Origin of the sequence: Virgibacillus alimentarius, assembly GCF_000709085.1 — a bacterium.
Classification (GTDB): Bacteria; Bacillota; Bacilli; order Bacillales; family Amphibacillaceae; genus Virgibacillus_B; species Virgibacillus_B alimentarius.
Map to the genome: position 1 here is coordinate 1 of NZ_JFBD01000064.1, position 18,283 is coordinate 18,283.

Annotated in this window: 19 protein-coding genes; all 19 read right to left on the reverse strand. The window is 40.0% G+C overall.

What is annotated here, in order from left to right; genetic code table 11:
- Positions 1 to 130: 130 nt before the first annotated feature.
- The 19 genes from upp to GZ63_RS0110710 all read right to left on the reverse strand — a co-directional run bounded on the left by upp (position 131) and on the right by GZ63_RS0110710 (position 18,107).
- Positions 131 to 760, reverse strand: a complete 630-nt coding sequence (gene upp, locus GZ63_RS0110620; protein WP_029269374.1) for a uracil phosphoribosyltransferase — start codon at positions 758 to 760, stop codon at positions 131 to 133.
- Positions 761 to 1,156: 396 nt separating this feature from the next.
- Positions 1,157 to 2,392, reverse strand: a complete 1,236-nt coding sequence (locus tag GZ63_RS0110625; protein WP_029269376.1) for a serine hydroxymethyltransferase — start codon at positions 2,390 to 2,392, stop codon at positions 1,157 to 1,159.
- Positions 2,393 to 2,517: 125 nt separating this feature from the next.
- Positions 2,518 to 3,084, reverse strand: coding sequence for a TIGR01440 family protein (locus tag GZ63_RS0110630; protein WP_029269378.1), 567 nt, complete (start codon positions 3,082 to 3,084; stop codon positions 2,518 to 2,520).
- 29 nt (positions 3,085 to 3,113) lie between these two features.
- Entirely contained in the window at positions 3,114 to 3,554 is a 441-nt protein-coding gene (gene rpiB / locus GZ63_RS0110635; RefSeq protein WP_029269380.1) for a ribose 5-phosphate isomerase B, read from the reverse strand.
- 63 nt (positions 3,555 to 3,617) lie between these two features.
- Complete coding sequence (locus tag GZ63_RS0110640; RefSeq protein ID WP_029269383.1) at positions 3,618 to 4,220, reverse strand: low molecular weight protein arginine phosphatase; 603 nt, start codon at positions 4,218 to 4,220, stop codon at positions 3,618 to 3,620.
- Between the two features lie 121 nt (positions 4,221 to 4,341).
- Positions 4,342 to 4,896 (reverse strand): manganese efflux pump MntP, encoded by a 555-nt coding sequence (locus tag GZ63_RS0110645; protein ID WP_390337264.1) that lies wholly within the window; start codon positions 4,894 to 4,896, stop codon positions 4,342 to 4,344.
- A gap of 85 nt (positions 4,897 to 4,981) precedes the next feature.
- A complete protein-coding gene (locus tag GZ63_RS0110650; protein WP_029269387.1) occupies positions 4,982 to 6,013 on the reverse strand; it encodes an L-threonylcarbamoyladenylate synthase in 1,032 nt (343 codons plus the stop codon).
- A 219-nt stretch (positions 6,014 to 6,232) separates the two neighbouring features.
- Positions 6,233 to 6,637 carry a GNAT family N-acetyltransferase gene (locus GZ63_RS0110655; protein WP_029269390.1) on the reverse strand — a complete coding sequence of 135 codons (405 nt, stop codon included), beginning with the start codon at positions 6,635 to 6,637 and terminating at the stop codon, positions 6,233 to 6,235.
- Positions 6,638 to 6,715: 78 nt separating this feature from the next.
- Positions 6,716 to 7,324, reverse strand: coding sequence for a stage II sporulation protein R (gene spoIIR, locus GZ63_RS0110660; RefSeq protein ID WP_029269392.1), 609 nt, complete (start codon positions 7,322 to 7,324; stop codon positions 6,716 to 6,718).
- A gap of 115 nt (positions 7,325 to 7,439) precedes the next feature.
- Entirely contained in the window at positions 7,440 to 8,306 is an 867-nt protein-coding gene (gene prmC / locus GZ63_RS0110665; RefSeq protein ID WP_029269394.1) for a peptide chain release factor N(5)-glutamine methyltransferase, read from the reverse strand.
- 4 nt (positions 8,307 to 8,310) lie between these two features.
- Positions 8,311 to 9,381, reverse strand: a complete 1,071-nt coding sequence (gene prfA / locus GZ63_RS0110670; protein ID WP_029269396.1) for a peptide chain release factor 1 — start codon at positions 9,379 to 9,381, stop codon at positions 8,311 to 8,313.
- Between the two features lie 180 nt (positions 9,382 to 9,561).
- Positions 9,562 to 10,182 (reverse strand): thymidine kinase, encoded by a 621-nt coding sequence (locus GZ63_RS0110675; protein ID WP_029269399.1) that lies wholly within the window; start codon positions 10,180 to 10,182, stop codon positions 9,562 to 9,564.
- Between the two features lie 134 nt (positions 10,183 to 10,316).
- Positions 10,317 to 10,562: a type B 50S ribosomal protein L31 gene (locus GZ63_RS0110680; RefSeq protein WP_029269401.1), complete on the reverse strand. Its 246-nt coding sequence runs from the start codon at positions 10,560 to 10,562 to the stop codon at positions 10,317 to 10,319.
- Positions 10,563 to 10,725: 163 nt separating this feature from the next.
- On the reverse strand, positions 10,726 to 12,006 hold the full coding sequence (rho, locus tag GZ63_RS0110685) for a transcription termination factor Rho (protein WP_029269403.1): 1,281 nt from the start codon (positions 12,004 to 12,006) through the stop codon (positions 10,726 to 10,728).
- A gap of 388 nt (positions 12,007 to 12,394) precedes the next feature.
- The gene (glpX, locus tag GZ63_RS0110690; protein WP_029269405.1) at positions 12,395 to 13,363 is read right to left on the reverse strand and encodes a class II fructose-bisphosphatase; all 969 of its coding nucleotides are present in this window, start codon (positions 13,361 to 13,363) and stop codon (positions 12,395 to 12,397) included.
- Between the two features lie 125 nt (positions 13,364 to 13,488).
- Entirely contained in the window at positions 13,489 to 14,775 is a 1,287-nt protein-coding gene (locus GZ63_RS0110695) for a UDP-N-acetylglucosamine 1-carboxyvinyltransferase (protein ID WP_029269407.1), read from the reverse strand.
- A 208-nt stretch (positions 14,776 to 14,983) separates the two neighbouring features.
- Positions 14,984 to 15,625 carry a fructose-6-phosphate aldolase gene (fsa, locus tag GZ63_RS0110700; RefSeq protein WP_029269409.1) on the reverse strand — a complete coding sequence of 214 codons (642 nt, stop codon included), beginning with the start codon at positions 15,623 to 15,625 and terminating at the stop codon, positions 14,984 to 14,986.
- A 308-nt stretch (positions 15,626 to 15,933) separates the two neighbouring features.
- Positions 15,934 to 16,293 carry a response regulator gene (locus GZ63_RS0110705; protein ID WP_029269411.1) on the reverse strand — a complete coding sequence of 120 codons (360 nt, stop codon included), beginning with the start codon at positions 16,291 to 16,293 and terminating at the stop codon, positions 15,934 to 15,936.
- A 206-nt stretch (positions 16,294 to 16,499) separates the two neighbouring features.
- Positions 16,500 to 18,107: a CTP synthase gene (locus GZ63_RS0110710; protein WP_029269413.1), complete on the reverse strand. Its 1,608-nt coding sequence runs from the start codon at positions 18,105 to 18,107 to the stop codon at positions 16,500 to 16,502.
- Positions 18,108 to 18,283 lie beyond the last annotated feature (176 nt).

The following is an 18,283-nucleotide window of genomic DNA, read 5'->3' on the forward strand; positions in this document are numbered from 1 at the left end:
TATCTTCTATCCGGTTGATTCCTCCACCGGTCCGGTCGATATATCTCTCGTTTTCAACGATCCACACACCGTCGTTTCGCAAACAAAAAAAGATCCAGCCCATTTTTGAGCTGAATCCTTCTTATATCTTTTATTTTGTACCGAATAAACGATCTCCTGCATCTCCAAGACCCGGTATGATATATCCTTTTTCATCTAGCTTTTCATCTAGTGCACCTAGGTAGATATCCACATCAGGATGGTTTTCTTTCACGAGCTCTACGCCCTCAGGAGCAGCAATCAAGCACATTAAGCGAATATGTTTTGCTCCGCGTTTTTTTAACGAATAGATCGCGTCATTTGCAGACCCACCTGTTGCCAGCATTGGATCTAACACAATCAATTCACGCTCTGATATATCTGATGGTAATTTAATATAATATTCTACTGGTTGCAAGGATTCAGGATCACGGTACAAGCCAACATGTCCGACACGCGCAGCTGGAAGTAAGTTTAACATCCCATCGACCATCCCTAAACCGGCACGGAGAATTGGGATTAAGCCAATTTTCTTACCTGCTAATACTTGTGCCTTTGCTTCCATTACTGGAGTTTCGATTGTCTTTTCCTGTAGCGGGAGGTTCCGGGTGATTTCAAAGGCCATTAACATAGCTACTTCGTCCACAAGTTCACGAAATTCCTTCGTCCCCGTGTTTTTATCTCGTATGTACGTAATTTTATGTTGAATTAATGGATGATCTAGTACGAAAACTTTTCCCATTTGCTGCTCACTCCTTCAGATTAATAACATCCCTAAGATTGTACAGAAAAAAAAGGTTCCTTTCAAGTTTCGCGCGAACATTGTCAAAAAGTTGTCTGATTCAAAATTTTTTCACAAGCAAAAAGAATCCCTCACTTCAATGGTGCATTCTAGCTCTATTTATGTATTGAAATAATCAAGTGAAGGACCTTTTTCTTGCTAATCGACCAGGATTCGACACGCATCGCCTAGACACACCAAAAAAATAGCAGGAAAATTTTTTTACAAATTTATCCTGCTATTTTACTTATGCATTTTCATGCTACATCTTATGTGACTTGCATGGTTTTTTCTTATTTACACCCCAAACGGGATCCTTCCCTCATTAATTCCCCTGCTAACGGCTGGATCTTCCAATTAAGCATACAATGGTGATTTGCTTGTCAATGCTCGTACACGTTCTGCAGACTCCCTTAAGACTGCTTCATCTTCATGATTTTTTAGTGTAAGTGAAATAATATCAGCGATCTCCTTCATTTCACCCTCACCGAATCCACGGGAAGTAACTGCAGCAGTTCCGATACGAACGCCGCTTGTAATAAATGGACTTTCTGTATCAAAAGGAATTGTGTTTTTATTGGTGGTAATGCCAATATCATCCAGTACTTTTTCAGCTACTTTACCTGTTAAACCAAGTGCACTCACATCTAAAAGCAGTAGGTGATTATCCGTACCGCCTGAGACAATGCGAATTCCGCCTTCAACAAGCTTTTCACCTAAAACTTTCGCATTTTGAATGATTTGCTTCGTATACGTTTTAAAATCATCGGATAATGCTTCTTTAAAGGATGTTGCCTTTGCAGCGATCACATGCATTAAAGGACCCCCTTGCATGCCAGGGAACACAGACTTATCAATCTTTTTCGCATATGCTTCTTTACATAAAATCATTCCACCACGCGGACCGCGCAATGTTTTATGTGTCGTTGTTGTTACAAAATCAGCGTATGGTACCGGGCTTTGATGCAATCCTGTTGCAACCAGTCCAGCAATATGGGCCATATCTACCAATAAATACGCTCCAACAGCGTCTGCAATTTCACGGAATTTAGCAAAGTCAAGTTCACGAGAGTATGCACTCGCACCTGCCACAATAAGTTTTGGCTTTGCTTCTTTTGCCTTCGCAAGTACCGCATCATAGTCAAGTTGTTCGGTTTCTTTTTCCACTCCATAATCAACAAAATGATAGAGTGATCCACTAAAGTTGACCGGGCTTCCATGTGTTAAATGGCCGCCATGGTTAAGGTTCATCCCAAGAACCGTATCTCCTGGCTCCAACACAGTCATATACACTGCCATATTCGCTTGTGCACCGGAATGCGGCTGTACGTTTACATGATCAGCACCAAAAAGCTCTTTGGCACGATCACGTGCTAAATTCTCTGCCACATCAACATGCTCACACCCGCCATAATATCTTTTGCCTGGATAGCCTTCTGCATACTTATTCGTTAATACAGAACCCATTGCCTCCATTACTGCTTCAGATACAAAGTTTTCAGAGGCGATCAATTCAATTTTTTCCTGTTGACGCTTTTTTTCCGCCTGTATTGCTTCATATAATTCATTGTCTGCTTGTTTAACGTGTTCCATGAGTAAAACCTCCTGATTATGTATATAAAATTTTTTGATAAAACGTTAAGATGGATGTTAGAGGATATCATTTTGTGATAGAAAAACCTACTAGCGCACAAACGATACCTCTGCTGGTTTATTTGCTATGAATGAACTTCTTTTCGTTCATATGTCGCTCGCTCTCCGCCAATTAATTTTGGCCGCGTTTTTGCTCCGTTGACACGAGCATTGCCAATAAAGCGCTGCTGGAAGCGAAATGGTACAGCTACATGCTTTAAGTGCATGCCAATCATTGTTTCACCAATGTCGATGCCGGCTGTTGCTTTAACGGACTCTACTACTACCGGGTTATTCATCTTTTTATAGGCATAAGATGCCATCGATCCACCTGCACTAGGAACTGGAATAACTGTAACTTCCTCTAACTGGTTTATTTTCATTGCTTCTCTTTCCACCACGAGCGCCCGATTCAAATGTTCGCAGCATTGGAATGCGAAGTGTACCCCTGTTTGCTTTTTCAAATCCTGCAAAAACTCAAAAATGGAAGCAGCAATTTCTTCACTTCCAGCTGTTCCGATTTGCTCTCCCATTACTTCACTTGTTGAACATCCAACAACAACCAGATCTCCTGCTTTTAAATCATTATGCTGCAGCCACTGCGCTGTTAGTGCATCCATATCTTCCTTTACTTGCTGGTTTAGATCTGTCATGAAATCACTCCCCACTAAAGTTCAGAATTTCATTCCCCTTCATACGATGTAATTTTTCCGATTCGTCTTTCATGACGTCCACCGTCAAATTCTGTCTCAAGCCAAGTTTCTGCAATTTCCCGTGCCAAGCCTGGTCCGATGACACGCTCTCCCATTGCTAATACATTGGAGTCGTTATGCTGCCGCGTTAATTTTGCACTATAGACATCATGTGTTAAAGCACAACGAATCCCGTGTACTTTATTTGCTGTAATGGCCATTCCAATTCCTGTACCACAAATAAATATACCGCGGTCAAACTCTCCCTTAGCTACACGCTCTGCAGCTGGAAGTGCATAGTCGGGATAGTCAACGGATGTTTCACAGTCACAGCCTGCATCTTCATACTCGATTCCTTTTTCCTCTAATAATTTTTTCACTTCATTGCGAATTGTCATGCCTGCATGGTCCGCTGTTAATATCACTTTCATGTTTATCGCTCCTTGTGTTGGAATCTATCGTTTGTCTATACTTCCTCATTTAACTTGGGCTACTTATTTTAGTTTTTTAATTAATCGTTCGATATGTCGATCAAGCTCCGCCAACGTCTCTTGATAATCTTTCAAGCTACCCCCAAACGGATCGGACACATCATAATTGATGAGATTCGCTTCTAATTGCTGAATTTTTTGCAAGTCGTCTTTTAAATAATCAGAAAGTTTAGCATCAAGCTGGGAATTATCAAGTTTAAGGTGATTTTCCTGAATATAATTGGACCGCTTTTCCTCATAGGTTGCATAAGCCTGTTTCAGTTCATTCCATATTTTTTTATCCGTTTCAGAAACATATTCCTTTAGCGTAAAATATTTATCCTGAAAATTTGGATGCTGGAGAATTAATGATTGCTTGTGTCCAGTTGTCATCGTTAATACCAGATCAGCCCAGTTCAGTAGCTTATGTGTCACAGGATGAGAATGGTGATCTAAATCAATGTTATGATCCTTTAAAGAAGCTATTGCTTTCGGATTAGCCTTTCCGTCGTTCCCAGCAAAAATACCGGCTGACCTTACCTCTGCTTCAGGCATCTTTTTCCTTACTAAGGCCTCAGCCATCGGACTTCGACATGTATTCCCCGTACAAACAAACAATATTTTCATTCTCGGCCCTCCGTATTAAATCCTCTGCTCATAATATACCACATAACAGGTATATTGTCAGAACCAAAAAAGGGAAGTTTTTTATAAAAAATAAAAAACTTCCCTGATCATCTATTCAAATTTAACCAAATAAAAGATAGATTCCAAAGGAAAAAAGAATACTTCCGCCTAAAAGTTCACTATAAGCACCTAGTACACCTTTTACCTTCCTTCCGAGCATCATACCAAGCCAGGTTAAGATAGTGCTAATGGAGCCAAATAAAAATAACGTCAGTGCTGTTTTAACGCCAGAGATACCCAAGCTCAAACCGACTGAAAAGCTATCAATACTTACGGTAAAAGCCAAAAAAATCAAACCCGCACCAACCGGTTGGGAAATTTTTTTCACCTCATGGTTAAAAGCAAAGAAAAACATTTGCGCTCCAATTCCTGCCAGAAGAAGGCCACCCACAAATTGTGTATAATGACCAATCTGATTGGAAACCACTTGGCCCAGAGCAATTCCTATAAAAGGCATGATTACATGAAATATTCCAATAATAATCCCAATCCATGCGATTCGTTTCAGACGAAGCCACTGCATTCCAATGCCTAAACTGACCGAAAATGCATCCATTCCAAGTCCAATAGCCATAATTACTAGTGGGACAACTTCACTTACATGATCTTCTGCCATCTCCATCCTCCTCGGTCATGCTATTTCATTTTATGCCTGTCCGATTTGGATTATGATATGGCAGCGATCCATGAAAGGTATATTATTATTTGCCTATATAGGTTGTAGCTGCTTTTTTTAGCCGATTCATAATCGCTTGGCCAATTCCCACTTCAGAGAAAACCTCACATAAAATAAGATCAACATCTCCATCTTTAAAGGTACGCAAGCCGTCATATAAATGGATTGCAACTTCTTCTGCATTTTCGCCAAGAGCAATCACTTGATCTGCTGTAATCAACTTTGCTGTTTGCGAACCTGCCAGGACACCAATTTGCTTTGAGTGCTGTTGCTCTTGACGGACAATTGCCTGAATAGCTTCAGGGCCACCCTCAACCAGCCATAGCGGAACCTCAGGAGCATAATGTTTATATTTCATCCCTGGCGATTTTGGTTGTCCCTTCTCCTTTGCCCCAGCCAGAGCTGGATCCATCATCACTGATCCCGCCACATCTTTTATCTGTTCCTTTGTAACCCCACCTGGCCTGAGAATAATAGGAATCTCCTGTGTACAATCAATAACGGTTGATTCAACACCAACACCAGTTGGCCCTCCGTCAATAATTCCGGCTATTTTTCCGTTTAAATCAGCCCATACATGGTCAGCCGTTGTAGGGCTCGGCTTTCCAGATAAATTAGCACTTGGTGCTGCAATTGGAATATTGCAGTTTCCTAATAAATGCTGTGCTACCGGATGGTCCGGTATCCGTACTGCAATCGTAGAAAGCCCTGCTGTCACATTTGCTGCACATGTCCCATTACTTGGTAAAATATAGGTTAACGGCCCAGGGGAAAATACGTCCATTAATTGCTTAGCAAACGGCGGAAGTTCACTCACTAATTGCTTTAATTGTTGCTGACTTGCAACATGAGCAATTAAAGGATTATCCTGTGGCCGCCCTTTTGCCTGAAATATTTTTGAAACAGCCTCTTCACTTGTCGCATCTGCCCCTAACCCGTAAACTGTTTCCGTTGGAAAAGCAACGATTGAGCCTTTGCTTAAAAGCGCTGCTGCCTCTTTCAATATCTGTTCATTCGCTGATGTATGATTATTTATCTTCCAATAGTTTGTCTTCATCCGTGGTCCCTCATTTCTTGTACCTAGTTTAATCGACAATTACTCATATAACAAGAAAAACATGCAAAGACCAGTAGAGTTATCCACAGATTTTTGCATGTTTTTCCTTTTATAATCACGATTTAGAATACCACTTTTACACAATATCCCCAAATATGTTTATTTACTAACAGGATTTTAACAAGTTATGCACAGACGCATGTGGATAATGTGCATATGTTATGAAGAAACCCGGTAAGACCACCAGTTTCCTTGATTTACGGGATACTTATCCACAAGGGCGTTTTCATTTTGCGGATGAAATTGCAACGCTTCCAATATAATGTCAACAGTAGGTTGATGGCTGTGCACATAAACCCCTTTTGCTTGCTGTTCTTTTGCTAATGTTAAAATTGCTTCCAGTAAAAAGGGTAATTGATTTGCTCTGTCCCTCGTAATATAGAGCTGCTTCAGCCAGTAAAACCCTTCCTCAACAGGGTCTAAAATAAAACACCCTTCAATTTTCTCATCCACTACAGCGACATATCCAGCTTGATATAAACTTTCTTTATCGATACCATCGTTCGTGTCTGCAAAGTGTTCTACATGTTTTTTGGAGGCCTGACTTGCTCGAATTAAATTCATCGTGATCATCCCCATTCATAATAAATTAGCTTTCCACTTGTATTTCTACCATTCTATGCTCTAGTAAAAAAACTATGACTAACGAAACCATTCAAATAGAAAAAATTTTACTTCCACATCCGCTTCTTCGGTTTCTTGCAACTCTTCTATTTCTTCTATATCGTCTGTACTTGCTTCAGCTACACTTGTTCCACTGGAGAAATCCAAAAAGCATAATGGAGGAAACAAAACACACCACCAATTTGCACCTTCTCCTTTACCTAATGTGATTAATACTGCTTCATACTCCCCTGCTGGATATAAATAAGAACCATAGATCTTCATGGGAAATGTAACATTTTTTCTATATTCCACTTGAAAGTTTTCACCCTTCTTTTCATCAGCAAGAACATCTGCTACAATTGCTTCTATTTCAGGAACTCTAGATTGTATTCGTTCACGTGCTTCATCAATATCCGTAATATCCTCTACCCATTTACTGATTTCCTCGTTGACTCGATCTCGGACCTCGCGTTTTAACGCTTGATCCGCTTCACTATCGCTGTTTGCCAAAATTCGAAGCCGAATTGCTTCATCAGGGATCACCTGATAATCATCCTGCTGTATATTTTCCTCCCCTTTTCCGATCATTGGCATTGAGAAAAATAGAATAATAAATATAATTACAAAAAATACTAGTTTCTTCATCATGTGATTCCCCTTTTCCCTTAATCTATTTGTCAGTATGGTCGGGTTTTCATGATTTTAAACTAGTATTCTAGTAATTTATTTTATTTTAAAGGAAGGGCCTCTCTTTTAAGCGTTATCCAGACAATTTTGCTGAAACAATGCGGTCTTTCCCGTTAATATCCTGGATGATTTCTGCTTGCACATAAGGGAAGACGGCTCTTAGAAGTGATGTGACAACTTCCCCCTGATCATAGCCAATTTCAAATACTACTGTACTATCTTTTTTTATTACTTTCGGCAAGTTGTTTATGATTTGCCTGTAAGCAGCTAAACCTTCTTCATCTGCAAATAAAGCCAGTGATGGATCAAAGTTTTTTACTGTATCTGTTAAACGAACTTCCTCTGTTTTAGCAATGTATGGCGGATTGGAAACGATGATGTCTGCATGAATGTGCTTACTTAAAATAGGCTCTAGAAAATCCCCGTGCAAAAAAGTCACTTCTGCCTGCAGTTTTTCTGCATTTGTTTGTGCTACCGTTAACGCCTCAATCGATATATCCGTAGCATACACCGTAGCACTTGGTAATTCCAAAGCAAGGATGCAAGCAATCGCTCCGCTGCCAGTTCCGATATCAACGATGGTTATATGGTTATGAGCGAAATGCTGCTTAGCTACATGGATTGTATGCTGGACCATTTCTTCCGTTTCGGGGCGGGGAATAAGCACATGCTCATTTACGTGGAAATGATGTCCGTAAAAGCTTTCATAACCAGTTAGATGTTGAATCGGAACTCCGGTACGCGCATGTTTTTGAATATCTGCCTTAAATTTTTGAATAATAACTGGTGGTACCGGTTCGCGCATCGTTGCATAAAAATTGGATCGACTTACCTGCATATGGTGTTGCAGCAGAAGCTCAGCAATTTTCGGTTCACGATGGTGTTCTTTTAAAAAAAGAGAAGCCCATTTCAGGACTTCAAATTGTGTAGATGCTTTCATATAGTTATTCTCCAATTTGCTCTAATTTTTTTGTTTGTTCTTCAACAAGCAGTGCATCAATAAACGCTTCAAGCTTACCTTCTAAAATTTGGTCCAGCTTTTGAATTGTTAAACCAATTCGGTGATCCGTCACACGGTTTTGTGGAAAATTATACGTACGTATTCGTTCAGAGCGATCTCCAGTACCTACTGCCGATTTCCTGGTTTCATCATATTCAGCTTGTGCTTCCTGCTGGAATTTATCATAAATTCGCGCACGTAGTACCTTCATCGCTTTTTCTTTATTTTTAATTTGCGATTTTTCATCTTGACATGAAACGATAATCCCTGTTGGTTCATGCGTAAGACGTACAGCAGACATCGTTGTATTCACACTTTGCCCGCCAGGACCACTGGAAGCAAATGTATCTACACGGATGTCATTTTCATTTACATCAATCTCTACCTCTTCTGCTTCAGGCAAAACAGCTACTGTCGCTGTTGATGTATGGACTCTTCCGCCGGATTCCGTTTCAGGAACACGCTGCACGCGGTGTGCACCATTTTCATATTTCAGCTGGGAATATGCGCCCGTTCCATTAATCATAAAAATAATTTCCTTATATCCGCCAACACCCGTTGAATGCGCCTCAATTACCTCGATTTTCCAGCCATGGTTTTCTGCATAACGGGAGTACATCCGGTATAAGTCTCCAGCAAATAATGCTGCTTCATCTCCACCTGCAGCACCGCGGACTTCCATGATCACGTTTTTATCATCATTTGGATCTTTTGGAAGCAAGAGCACTTTCATTTCCTCTTCAAGCTCTTCACTGCGGCTTGATAAGTCCGAAATTTCCATTTTAACCATTTCGGTCATCTCATCATCCAAGTCATCCTCAAGCATCATTTTCGCATCTTTTAATTCATTCGTTACATTTTTATACGCACGATAAGCCTGAACAACATCTTCCAGATCAGACTGTTCCTTTGAATATTCTCGTAATTTATTTACATCACTAATAACGTCCGGGTCACTAAGCAATTCGTTTAGCTTGTTATAACGATCTTCCAATGATTGTAAGCGTTCTAACATACCGTCACCTCTTTTTCATTAACAGTCTAATTATATTATACCAACACGCCTAGGTCAAAATTCTTTTTACAAAATGGAGATGGGATTCAGCGGTTCATCACTTTTATCAGCGCTTAACGTTATTCATTCCGTGCATCCCACAATCGCACACTAAAAAAAGAACGCCCTCAGGCGCTCTTTCTATCTCGATACCTCTGGCACTTCTTTTTTTAGTGCGTGACTCGGTTTATTTGGTACATCATGATGATGTCTGCAGCGGGGCTCGTACGATTCCGATGCACCGACCAGGATGATCGGATCGTCATATGAAGCTGGTTTGCCATCTATTAAACGTTGCGTGCGGCTTGCTGGCGAACTGCAGATCGGACAAATTGCGTTTAGCTTGGAAACAGATTCACTGAGCGCCATTAATTGTGGCATCGATCCGAATGGTTCTCCGCGAAAATTGGTATCGAGACCTGCAATAATGACACGGATGCCTTTATTTGCCAATTCTTCTGCGACATCCACGATTAAATCGTCAAAAAATTGGGCTTCATCAATCCCAATAATATCAAGTCCTGGTTCAATATATTGAAGTATTTCTTCTGCCTTTTGGACCGGAAGTGCAATTGTAGATGCTCCATTATGGGAGACAACAGCATTATGTTCATATCGATCGTCCAGCTGTGGCTTAAATACTTTTACAGATAAATTTCCAAACGTCGCACGGCGGACCCTGCGGATGAGTTCTTCTGACTTTCCAGAAAACATACTGCCGCAGATCACTTCTATCCAGCCACTATGTTTCATCACTTGCATGAGCGGGTACTCCCTTCAACATTCATCACAGATTCTCTTTAAGTATTTTACATCATTTAGACAAAAATAAAAACAGGCAGATGGTAGACAATGTGCCTGTTTTTCACGTGAACCGGCAAAAGCCCGTTCAGTTTTTACTTCATATTATATTTTTTCTTAAAGCGGTCTACGCGGCCGCCGACTTTGTCTGCTTTTTGCTTCCCAGTGTAAAATGGGTGAGTATCTGAGCTAATTTCAACACGGATTAACGGATAAGTGTTACCGTCTTCCCACTCAATTGTTTCATCTGAATTTTTTGTTGATCCGCTCAAGAATTTAAAGTCAGAGCTTGTATCAAGAAATACAACTTTTCTGTATTCCGGATGAATATCTTTTTTCATTTCATTCCACTCCTTTTTGCCCTGCATCCCCATGGAAACAGAGTTATTGTAAGAGCCGTCATAGGTTTTATACCTTATCTAAACTCACATAAAAAGATTATAACAGTCTGCTTGACTGATTGCAATAGTCTATCCTTATTCGTGGCTATTTTATATAACAAAGCTACCGGCTTATGCCTTTTCGCTTCATTTCATCATCCATTAATTGGAGAAACTCCTCGTTATTTTTAGATGACTTGATTCGTCTTAGGAAACGCTCGAGGAAATCACTGGAATCTTTCATTCCTTTTCGGATGGCCCACATTTTGTCAAGATGATCTTTGTCTAGAAGCAATTCTTCTTTTCTTGTACCAGAACGCAAGATATCAATAGCTGGGAAAATGCGCCTTTCCGCTAGTCCGCGATCTAGATGCAATTCCATATTACCTGTCCCTTTAAACTCCTCGTAAATCACGTCATCCATACGTGAGCCTGTATCGACTAAAGCAGTAGCCAAGATGGTGAAACTTCCACCTTCTTCAATATTTCTTGCTGCACCAAAAAATCGTTTTGGACGGTGAAATGCTGCCGGATCAATTCCTCCTGAAAGCGTACGACCGCTTGGAGGAATCACCAAATTGTAGGCACGAGCTAAACGGGTAATACTATCCATGAGTACGATGACATCGCGTTTGTGCTCTACGAGGCGCATTGCACGTTCTAAGACAAGTTCAGATACTTTAATATGGCTTTCAGGCACTTCATCAAATGTGGAACTGACAACATCCACATCACCACTTACCGACCGTTCAATGTCTGTTACTTCTTCTGGACGCTCGTCCACAAGTAAGATAATTAACTTCGCCTCAGGATGATTCGCAGAAATACTGTTAGCAATGTCTTTCAGCAGCATTGTTTTTCCTGCTTTTGGCGGAGATACGATAAGTCCGCGCTGACCAAATCCTACAGGGGTCATTAAATCCATGATTCTCGTTGAAACGTTTTTGGTGCTCTTTTCCAAATGCATTAATCGTTCTGGATATAGTGCTGTTAATGCTGGGAAATGTACACGTTCTTTTGATGTTTCCGGATTTTCATCGTTCACCGCATCAACATGTAGCAGTCCGTAATAACGCTCATTTTCTTTTGGTGGTCGTACCTTCCCGGACACCTTATCCCCATTACGAAGATCAAAGCGGCGAATTTGTGAAGCGGAAATATAGATATCCTCTGCACTCGGGGAATAATTAATTGGGCGGAGAAAGCCAAACCCTTCTGAAGGAATAATTTCTAAAATTCCATCCATAAATAAAAAACCATCTTTTTCAGCTTGTGCTTTTAAAATAGAAAATATTAATTCTTTTTTTGTAAGTTTTGCATAATATGAAACTTTGTATTCTCTTGCTAATGCGTAAATCTCTTTTAATGTTAAGGCTTCCAAGCTTGAAATTGTCAAAGCTGCCATCATATCACCATGCCTATTCATTTTACTTATTTCTCTTATTAAATTAAAAAACTAAAATAGTTTGATAAATGCAATTGAATGTATAAAACAACCTCATATTAGATATGAATTCGTTTATTAAGAGATGGAAGGTTGTCTGTAAATACCTGAAGAATATTTAGAAGCTAGAATAGAAGTTTGCAATCATACGTTGTTGTTCACATTACGGTTCAAATCGTCATACGAACATTCCTTTATATGTTAACCAAACGATACAATTATTAAACATCTTTTATCATACTGGTTTGTCGGCAAAAATTCAACTCTATTTTTTTCAAGCATAGATTTAATAGATAGAGAAGCCAAGATGTGGCTTCTCTGCTTTCTATGATCATTCCCATTTAAAAAGTTATGACTCCATAACTAAGTTTGGCTTTTTATTTAAGCTGTGTTTACCGTCAATAAAACGAACCGTACCACTTTTTGCGCGCATGACAACTGTTTGCGTGGTTGCTTTTTGTCCTTTAAATTGAACCCCTTTTAACAGTTCACCATCTGTAACTCCTGAAGCAGCAAAAATGGCATCGTCGCCACTGCATAAATCATCCATATAAAATACTTTGTTGATATCCGTGATCCCCATCGCTTTACAGCGCTCTCTCTCTTCATCATTCGATGGGACAAGTTTTCCTTGGATTTCTCCACCTAAACACTTTAATGCGACAGCAGCTAAAACACCTTCAGGCGCTCCTCCAACTCCAAATAACACATCGACACCTGTTTCATCAAATGCAGTATTCATGGCTCCTGCTACATCCCCATCCGGAATTAGTTTAATTCTTGCACCTGCTTCACGGATTTCTTCAATTAATTCTTTGTGACGCGGGCGATCCAGAACAACGGCAACAACATCTTCTATTTGTTTATTTTTTGCTTTTGCCACTGCGGCTAAATTTTCTTTTGTGGAAGCATTAATATCTACTGCCCCTACAGCTTCTGGTCCAACTGCTATTTTTTTCATATACATATCTGGTGCATGCAAAAGGTTGCCTCCGTCCGCAATAGCAATAACGGCTAGGGCATTCCAGGTACCTTGTGCTACAATCGATGTTCCCTCTAATGGATCAACAGCGACATCCACCAAAGGGCCACTTCCAGTCCCTAGTTTTTCTCCGATATAAAGCATTGGCGCTTCGTCCATTTCTCCTTCACCAATGACAACCGTACCTTGCATTGGAATCGTATCAAACACATCCCGCATTGCAGACGTTGCTGCATCATCTGCTTCTTCCTTTTTACCTCTTCCCATCCAGCGTGCGGACGATAAAGCAGCTGCCTCTGTAACACGGACGATTTCCATTGTTAAACTTCTTTCCATCGATTCCCTCTCCTTTTTATCCTGTATGTAAAACATAAGATGATTACACTAAAAGTAGCAAAGGAAGGACGCTTAAGCTGAGCGAAGATTGCTTAAACATACCTTCACCACTAGATTTTACTGCATTATAAATTTTGAAATTGCTTCACTTCTTGTTCTGTCATATCTTCACGCCATATGTTTGCACCGAGGTTGTTCAATTTCTCAGTTATTTTTTCATAACCTCGCTCAATATGCTCAATGCCAGTAATTTCCGTAATCCCATTTGCCATTAACCCCGCTATAATGAGGGCTGCACCAGCTCGCAGATCAGAAGCTTTCACCCTGGCTCCTTCTAATTGCACTGGTCCTGATACGATCACAGACCCACCTTCTACTTTTATTGATGCATTCATTCGTCTTAACTCATCAATATGCTTCAGTCGTGCAGAATAAATCGTATCTGTAATTACCCCTGTATTGACTGCCTTGGTTAATAATGACGTGAAAGGCTGCTGAAGATCTGTTGGAAATCCTGGATAAACCAACGTTTTAACATCCACACTTTTCAGTGGCTTCTGAGGCATGATGCGAAGCTGCTCATCTTTTTCTTCGATGGATACATCCATCTCACGTAACTTCGCCAGTAAAGACTCTATGTGTTGCGGAATAACGTTATCAATCGTTACATCAGTTCCTTGGGCAGCAGCTGCGATCGCATAGGTTCCTGCCTCTATTCGGTCCGGAATAATCGTATGCTTGCAGCCGTTTAGAGAAGAAACACCTTCTATTCGAATAACGTCCGTTCCTACCCCTTTTATTTTTGCTCCCATATTCGTCAGCAATGTAGCAACATCAATAATTTCCGGCTCTTTAGCCGCGTTTTCAATCACTGTTTTTCCTTTCGCTCTCACTGCAGCGAGCATAATATTGATGGTAGCTCCCACACTGACAACGTCCAAATAAATTCTTGCTCCAGTAAGCTCTTTAGCACGAAGATAAATAGCTCCTTGTTCATTCGTTACCTCAGCGCCAAGTGCTTCAAATCCTTTAATATGTTGGTCAATTGGACGAGGCCCTAAATAGCAGCCACCAGGAAGCCCAATAACAGCTTTTTTAAATTTGCCAAGCATGGCTCCCATAAAATAATAAGAAGCACGAAGCTGTTTTACTTTCCCGTTAGGCAATGGCATGTCAATCATTTCTGCCGGGTCGATGTGTACGGTTTGTCCATCCCAAGATACATGACCGCCTATTTCTTCTAGTAAGTCTCCAAGTGTATAAACATCCGAAATTTCCGGAAGACCTTCGATAGATACGTCAGAATCAGCCAATATAGCTGCAGGCAGCAAGGCAACAGCGCTATTTTTCGCTCCGCTGACCCTAACCTTGCCATTTAGCAGGTGACCACCTTCAACTAATATTTTCTTCATTTAAAAACCCCACTTTTGAAGCCGTCTCACCAGGGACTTACCCTGTCTTTGAGAAGCTGGCACATTGTTGTAGAACTCACTTTTTCATCATGAAAGCACAGAACATGTATCGCTAACGCTGATGCATGTTCTTGTTTTTTGCAGCTATCAGGAAAAGCAGCAAAGTCTTTCTAATGTTAGCTTGTGCAGCTTTTCCATTATTATGCAATTAATTTTGCTTATTCCAGTCTGCAAGAAACTTTTCAATTCCTTGATCTGTTAATGGATGTTTTACGATTTGACCAAATAGTTTATATGGAACTGTAGCAATGTGGGCGCCATTTACTGCAGCATCAACAATATGTAGCGGGTGTCTGATTGATGCAGCAATAATTTCTGTGTGGATTTGATGCCGGTTAAATATTTCTGAAATGGTTGCAATTAATTGCATCCCGTCATGACCAATATCATCTAAGCGACCTAAAAATGGAGATACATATGTCGCTCCGGCGCGAGCAGCTAACAATGCTTGCGTTGCATTAAAGATGAGCGTTACATTTGTTTTAATATTAAGGTCACTAAATGCCTTTACCGCTTTTAGGCCTTCTAGGGTCATTGGCACTTTCACCGTAATATTAGGAGCAATAGCTGCTAATTCTTTTCCTTCTTGAATCATTCCTTCTGCATCTTCTGCAATAACCTCTGCGCTTACCGAACCTGAGACTACATCCGTAATTTCTCTCAGACGGTCATGGAATGATATACCTTCTTTAGCCACTAAACTTGGATTTGTCGTTACACCTGAAAGCACACCCAGCTCCTGTGCTGCTCGAATATCATCAATATTCGCTGTATCTACAAAAAATTTCATACCTTTCCATCCTCTCCTTTTATATGGTAATTGGATTTTTCCATATTTGAAACGTAAAATGAAGTTTTTATTATCCTTTAAGGCTCGTGATCCAGGATTCAAATAGGCCTTTTATGCTTTTTCTGAAGAACCAAATTCAACACCTATTGCCAATCACTGTCTATATTTACATAAACGTTAGCACTGCATAAGCTATGAAACGCATGCACGAAATCTTGGATCTAAATCAACTACATAATAAGAATACCAACAACTGTGCTAAGGCGCAACAATAGTGTGTCTTTTTTAATTGGAAGATTTCACCTTAGTCAGGTAAATATTGATTTCACTTTTTCAACTACTGCTTTAATATCAAACGGTTTGGCCAAAACCCCTTTTAATAAATGGTACTTATCTGTTTCTCTATCCATTTCTTCTACTAAACCACTCATTAACATAACTGGAACCTGCATGTTATCTTGTTCCATTCGATTCAAAACCTCAATACCATTAATAATGGGCAATCTGTAATCCAAAATCACTAAATCAAAGTGTTTTTTTGCTAATGTATCCAGCGTTTCCTTTCCTGTCTCCGCAGTATGAACCTTATAACCCTCGTTTTCAAAAACATCTGTTAATAATAATCGGATACCAGGCTGATCATCTACAATTAATATCTCTCTCTGCATATCATGACGCCTCTTTTCTTTTTCTTTCTTTACTATTCAAATCCATTCGATAAAGACCCTCACAAATCCTGCCAACGTTACGAAAATAAATTTTATAAAAAAGAACCGGCTTGGGAGCTATATAAGCTTTTCCAGCCGGTTCTTCTTTTTTGACAGTTATAAATGCAAAATATCAATAAGAAAGAAACATCTTGACATCTAGCGAATTATTCACCTTTACGTTGAACTACTGCATTAATAAACCCATCAAATAATGCATGCGGTTTTATCGGGCGTGATTTAAATTCCGGATGAAACTGACAAGCAACAAACCATGGATGATCGTTTAATTCGATAATTTCAACGAGTTTTCCATCTGGGCTCATACCAGAGAAAGTCATACCATTTTCTTCAAATTGCTTGCGATATGCATTATTAAATTCATAACGGTGGCGATGGCGTTCATGAATGACGTCCTCGTTATTATATACATGCTTCGTTTTACTTCCGTCTTTTAATGCACATGGATAGACGCCAAGCCTCAACGTTCCACCCATATCCGCAACATTCTCTTGATCCGGCAAGAGGCCAATAATCGGATGCTCGGTATCCGGGTTGATTTCTTGAGAGTGTGCATGCTCAAGTCCTAATACATTTCGTGCAAATTCAACAGACGCAAGCTGCATACCTAAGCAGATTCCGAAAAAAGGAATTTCCTTTTCTCTAGCATAGCGGATCGCTTCAATTTTCCCTTCAATACCCCGATCACCAAACCCGCCAGGAACAATGATGCCATCCACATGTGACAATTCTTTTTGAATAGATTCTGCTTCTAATTTTTCGGAGTTAATCCAGTGAATGCGAATGTCAGCATCATAGGAGTAGCCTGCATGCTTCAGGGATTCCACGACGGAAAGATACGCATCTGGAAGTTCTACATATTTTCCAACGACACCAATATCAATCGCCTTGGAAAGTCCTCGTACGCGGTCAACCAATTTCTTCCATTCATCCATATTTGCAGGTTCGCAATCGATGCCAAAATGATCACATGCTAGCTGATCCAGTTTTTGCTTTTGCAAGGAAAGGGGCACTTGATAAAGTGTGTCTGCATCATGCATCTCAATTACTGCTTTTTCATTTATATCACAGAATAGTGATATTTTTTCCTTCAGGCTTTTACTAATCGTCATTTCCGTACGCAAAATAATCGCATCTGGCTGGATGCCAAGGGACCGCAATTCTTTAACACTATGTTGCGTCGGCTTTGTTTTTATTTCACCGGCTGCCTTAATGAAAGGTACGAGTGTACAGTGGATGTACATGACATGCTCTCTACCAATATCACTTTTAATTTGTCGTATTGCTTCCAAAAATGGCAGGGATTCAATATCCCCAACCGTACCGCCAATTTCCGTGATCACTACATCTGCATTCGTCGCTTCCCCAGCTCGGAATACTTGATCTTTAATTTCATTGGTAATATGCGGAATAACTTGGACGGTTCCTCCTAAATAATCTCCTCGACGTTCTTTTTTGATGACACTGGAGTAAACTTTTCCTGTTGTAATGTTGCTATATTTATTTAAATTAATATCGATAAATCGTTCATAATGTCCTAAATCTAAATCGGTTTCCGCACCATCTTCTGTTACAAAAACTTCTCCATGCTGATATGGGCTCATCGTGCCAGGATCAACGTTAATATAAGGATCAAATTTTTGAATTGTTACCTTTAAACCTCTGTTTTTTAATAAACGCCCTAGTGAAGCAGCTGTTATTCCTTTTCCTAGTGATGAAACAACGCCACCGGTTACAAAAATATACTTGGTCACTCTTTATCCCTCTTCCTTATATAGTTGTTAGGTTTCACTTTATCACTAGTATGTAATTCATACCTGCATACTATATTGTGCACCTATTATACGTAAAAATAATCACAAAATTTGCAGGTGCCCACTTATAAAAAAAATAAACGCTTCCCCAGCAAATAGGGGAAACGCTTTGATAT

Coding starts and splice junctions, on each gene's coding strand:
- upp (WP_029269374.1), bottom strand. CDS start 760: ATGGGAAAAGTTTTCGTACTAGATCATCCATTAATTCAACATAAAATT.
- GZ63_RS0110625 (WP_029269376.1), bottom strand. CDS start 2,392: ATGGAACACGTTAAACAAGCAGACAATGAATTATATGAAGCAATACAG.
- GZ63_RS0110630 (WP_029269378.1), bottom strand. CDS start 3,084: ATGACAGATCTAAACCAGCAAGTAAAGGAAGATATGGATGCACTAACA.
- rpiB (WP_029269380.1), bottom strand. CDS start 3,554: ATGAAAGTGATATTAACAGCGGACCATGCAGGCATGACAATTCGCAAT.
- GZ63_RS0110640 (WP_029269383.1), bottom strand. CDS start 4,220: ATGAAAATATTGTTTGTTTGTACGGGGAATACATGTCGAAGTCCGATG.
- GZ63_RS0110645 (WP_390337264.1), bottom strand. CDS start 4,896: ATGGCAGAAGATCATGTAAGTGAAGTTGTCCCACTAGTAATTATGGCT.
- GZ63_RS0110650 (WP_029269387.1), bottom strand. CDS start 6,013: ATGAAGACAAACTATTGGAAGATAAATAATCATACATCAGCGAATGAA.
- GZ63_RS0110655 (WP_029269390.1), bottom strand. CDS start 6,637: ATGAATTTAATTCGAGCAAGTCAGGCCTCCAAAAAACATGTAGAACAC.
- spoIIR (WP_029269392.1), bottom strand. CDS start 7,324: ATGAAGAAACTAGTATTTTTTGTAATTATATTTATTATTCTATTTTTC.
- prmC (WP_029269394.1), bottom strand. CDS start 8,306: ATGAAAGCATCTACACAATTTGAAGTCCTGAAATGGGCTTCTCTTTTT.
- prfA (WP_029269396.1), bottom strand. CDS start 9,381: ATGTTAGAACGCTTACAATCATTGGAAGATCGTTATAACAAGCTAAAC.
- GZ63_RS0110675 (WP_029269399.1), bottom strand. CDS start 10,182: ATGCAAGTGATGAAACATAGTGGCTGGATAGAAGTGATCTGCGGCAGT.
- GZ63_RS0110680 (WP_029269401.1), bottom strand. CDS start 10,562: ATGAAAAAAGATATTCATCCGGAATACAGAAAAGTTGTATTTCTTGAT.
- rho (WP_029269403.1), bottom strand. CDS start 12,006: ATGGCAGCTTTGACAATTTCAAGCTTGGAAGCCTTAACATTAAAAGAG.
- glpX (WP_029269405.1), bottom strand. CDS start 13,363: ATGGAAAGAAGTTTAACAATGGAAATCGTCCGTGTTACAGAGGCAGCT.
- GZ63_RS0110695 (WP_029269407.1), bottom strand. CDS start 14,775: ATGAAGAAAATATTAGTTGAAGGTGGTCACCTGCTAAATGGCAAGGTT.
- fsa (WP_029269409.1), bottom strand. CDS start 15,625: ATGAAATTTTTTGTAGATACAGCGAATATTGATGATATTCGAGCAGCA.
- GZ63_RS0110705 (WP_029269411.1), bottom strand. CDS start 16,293: ATGCAGAGAGAGATATTAATTGTAGATGATCAGCCTGGTATCCGATTA.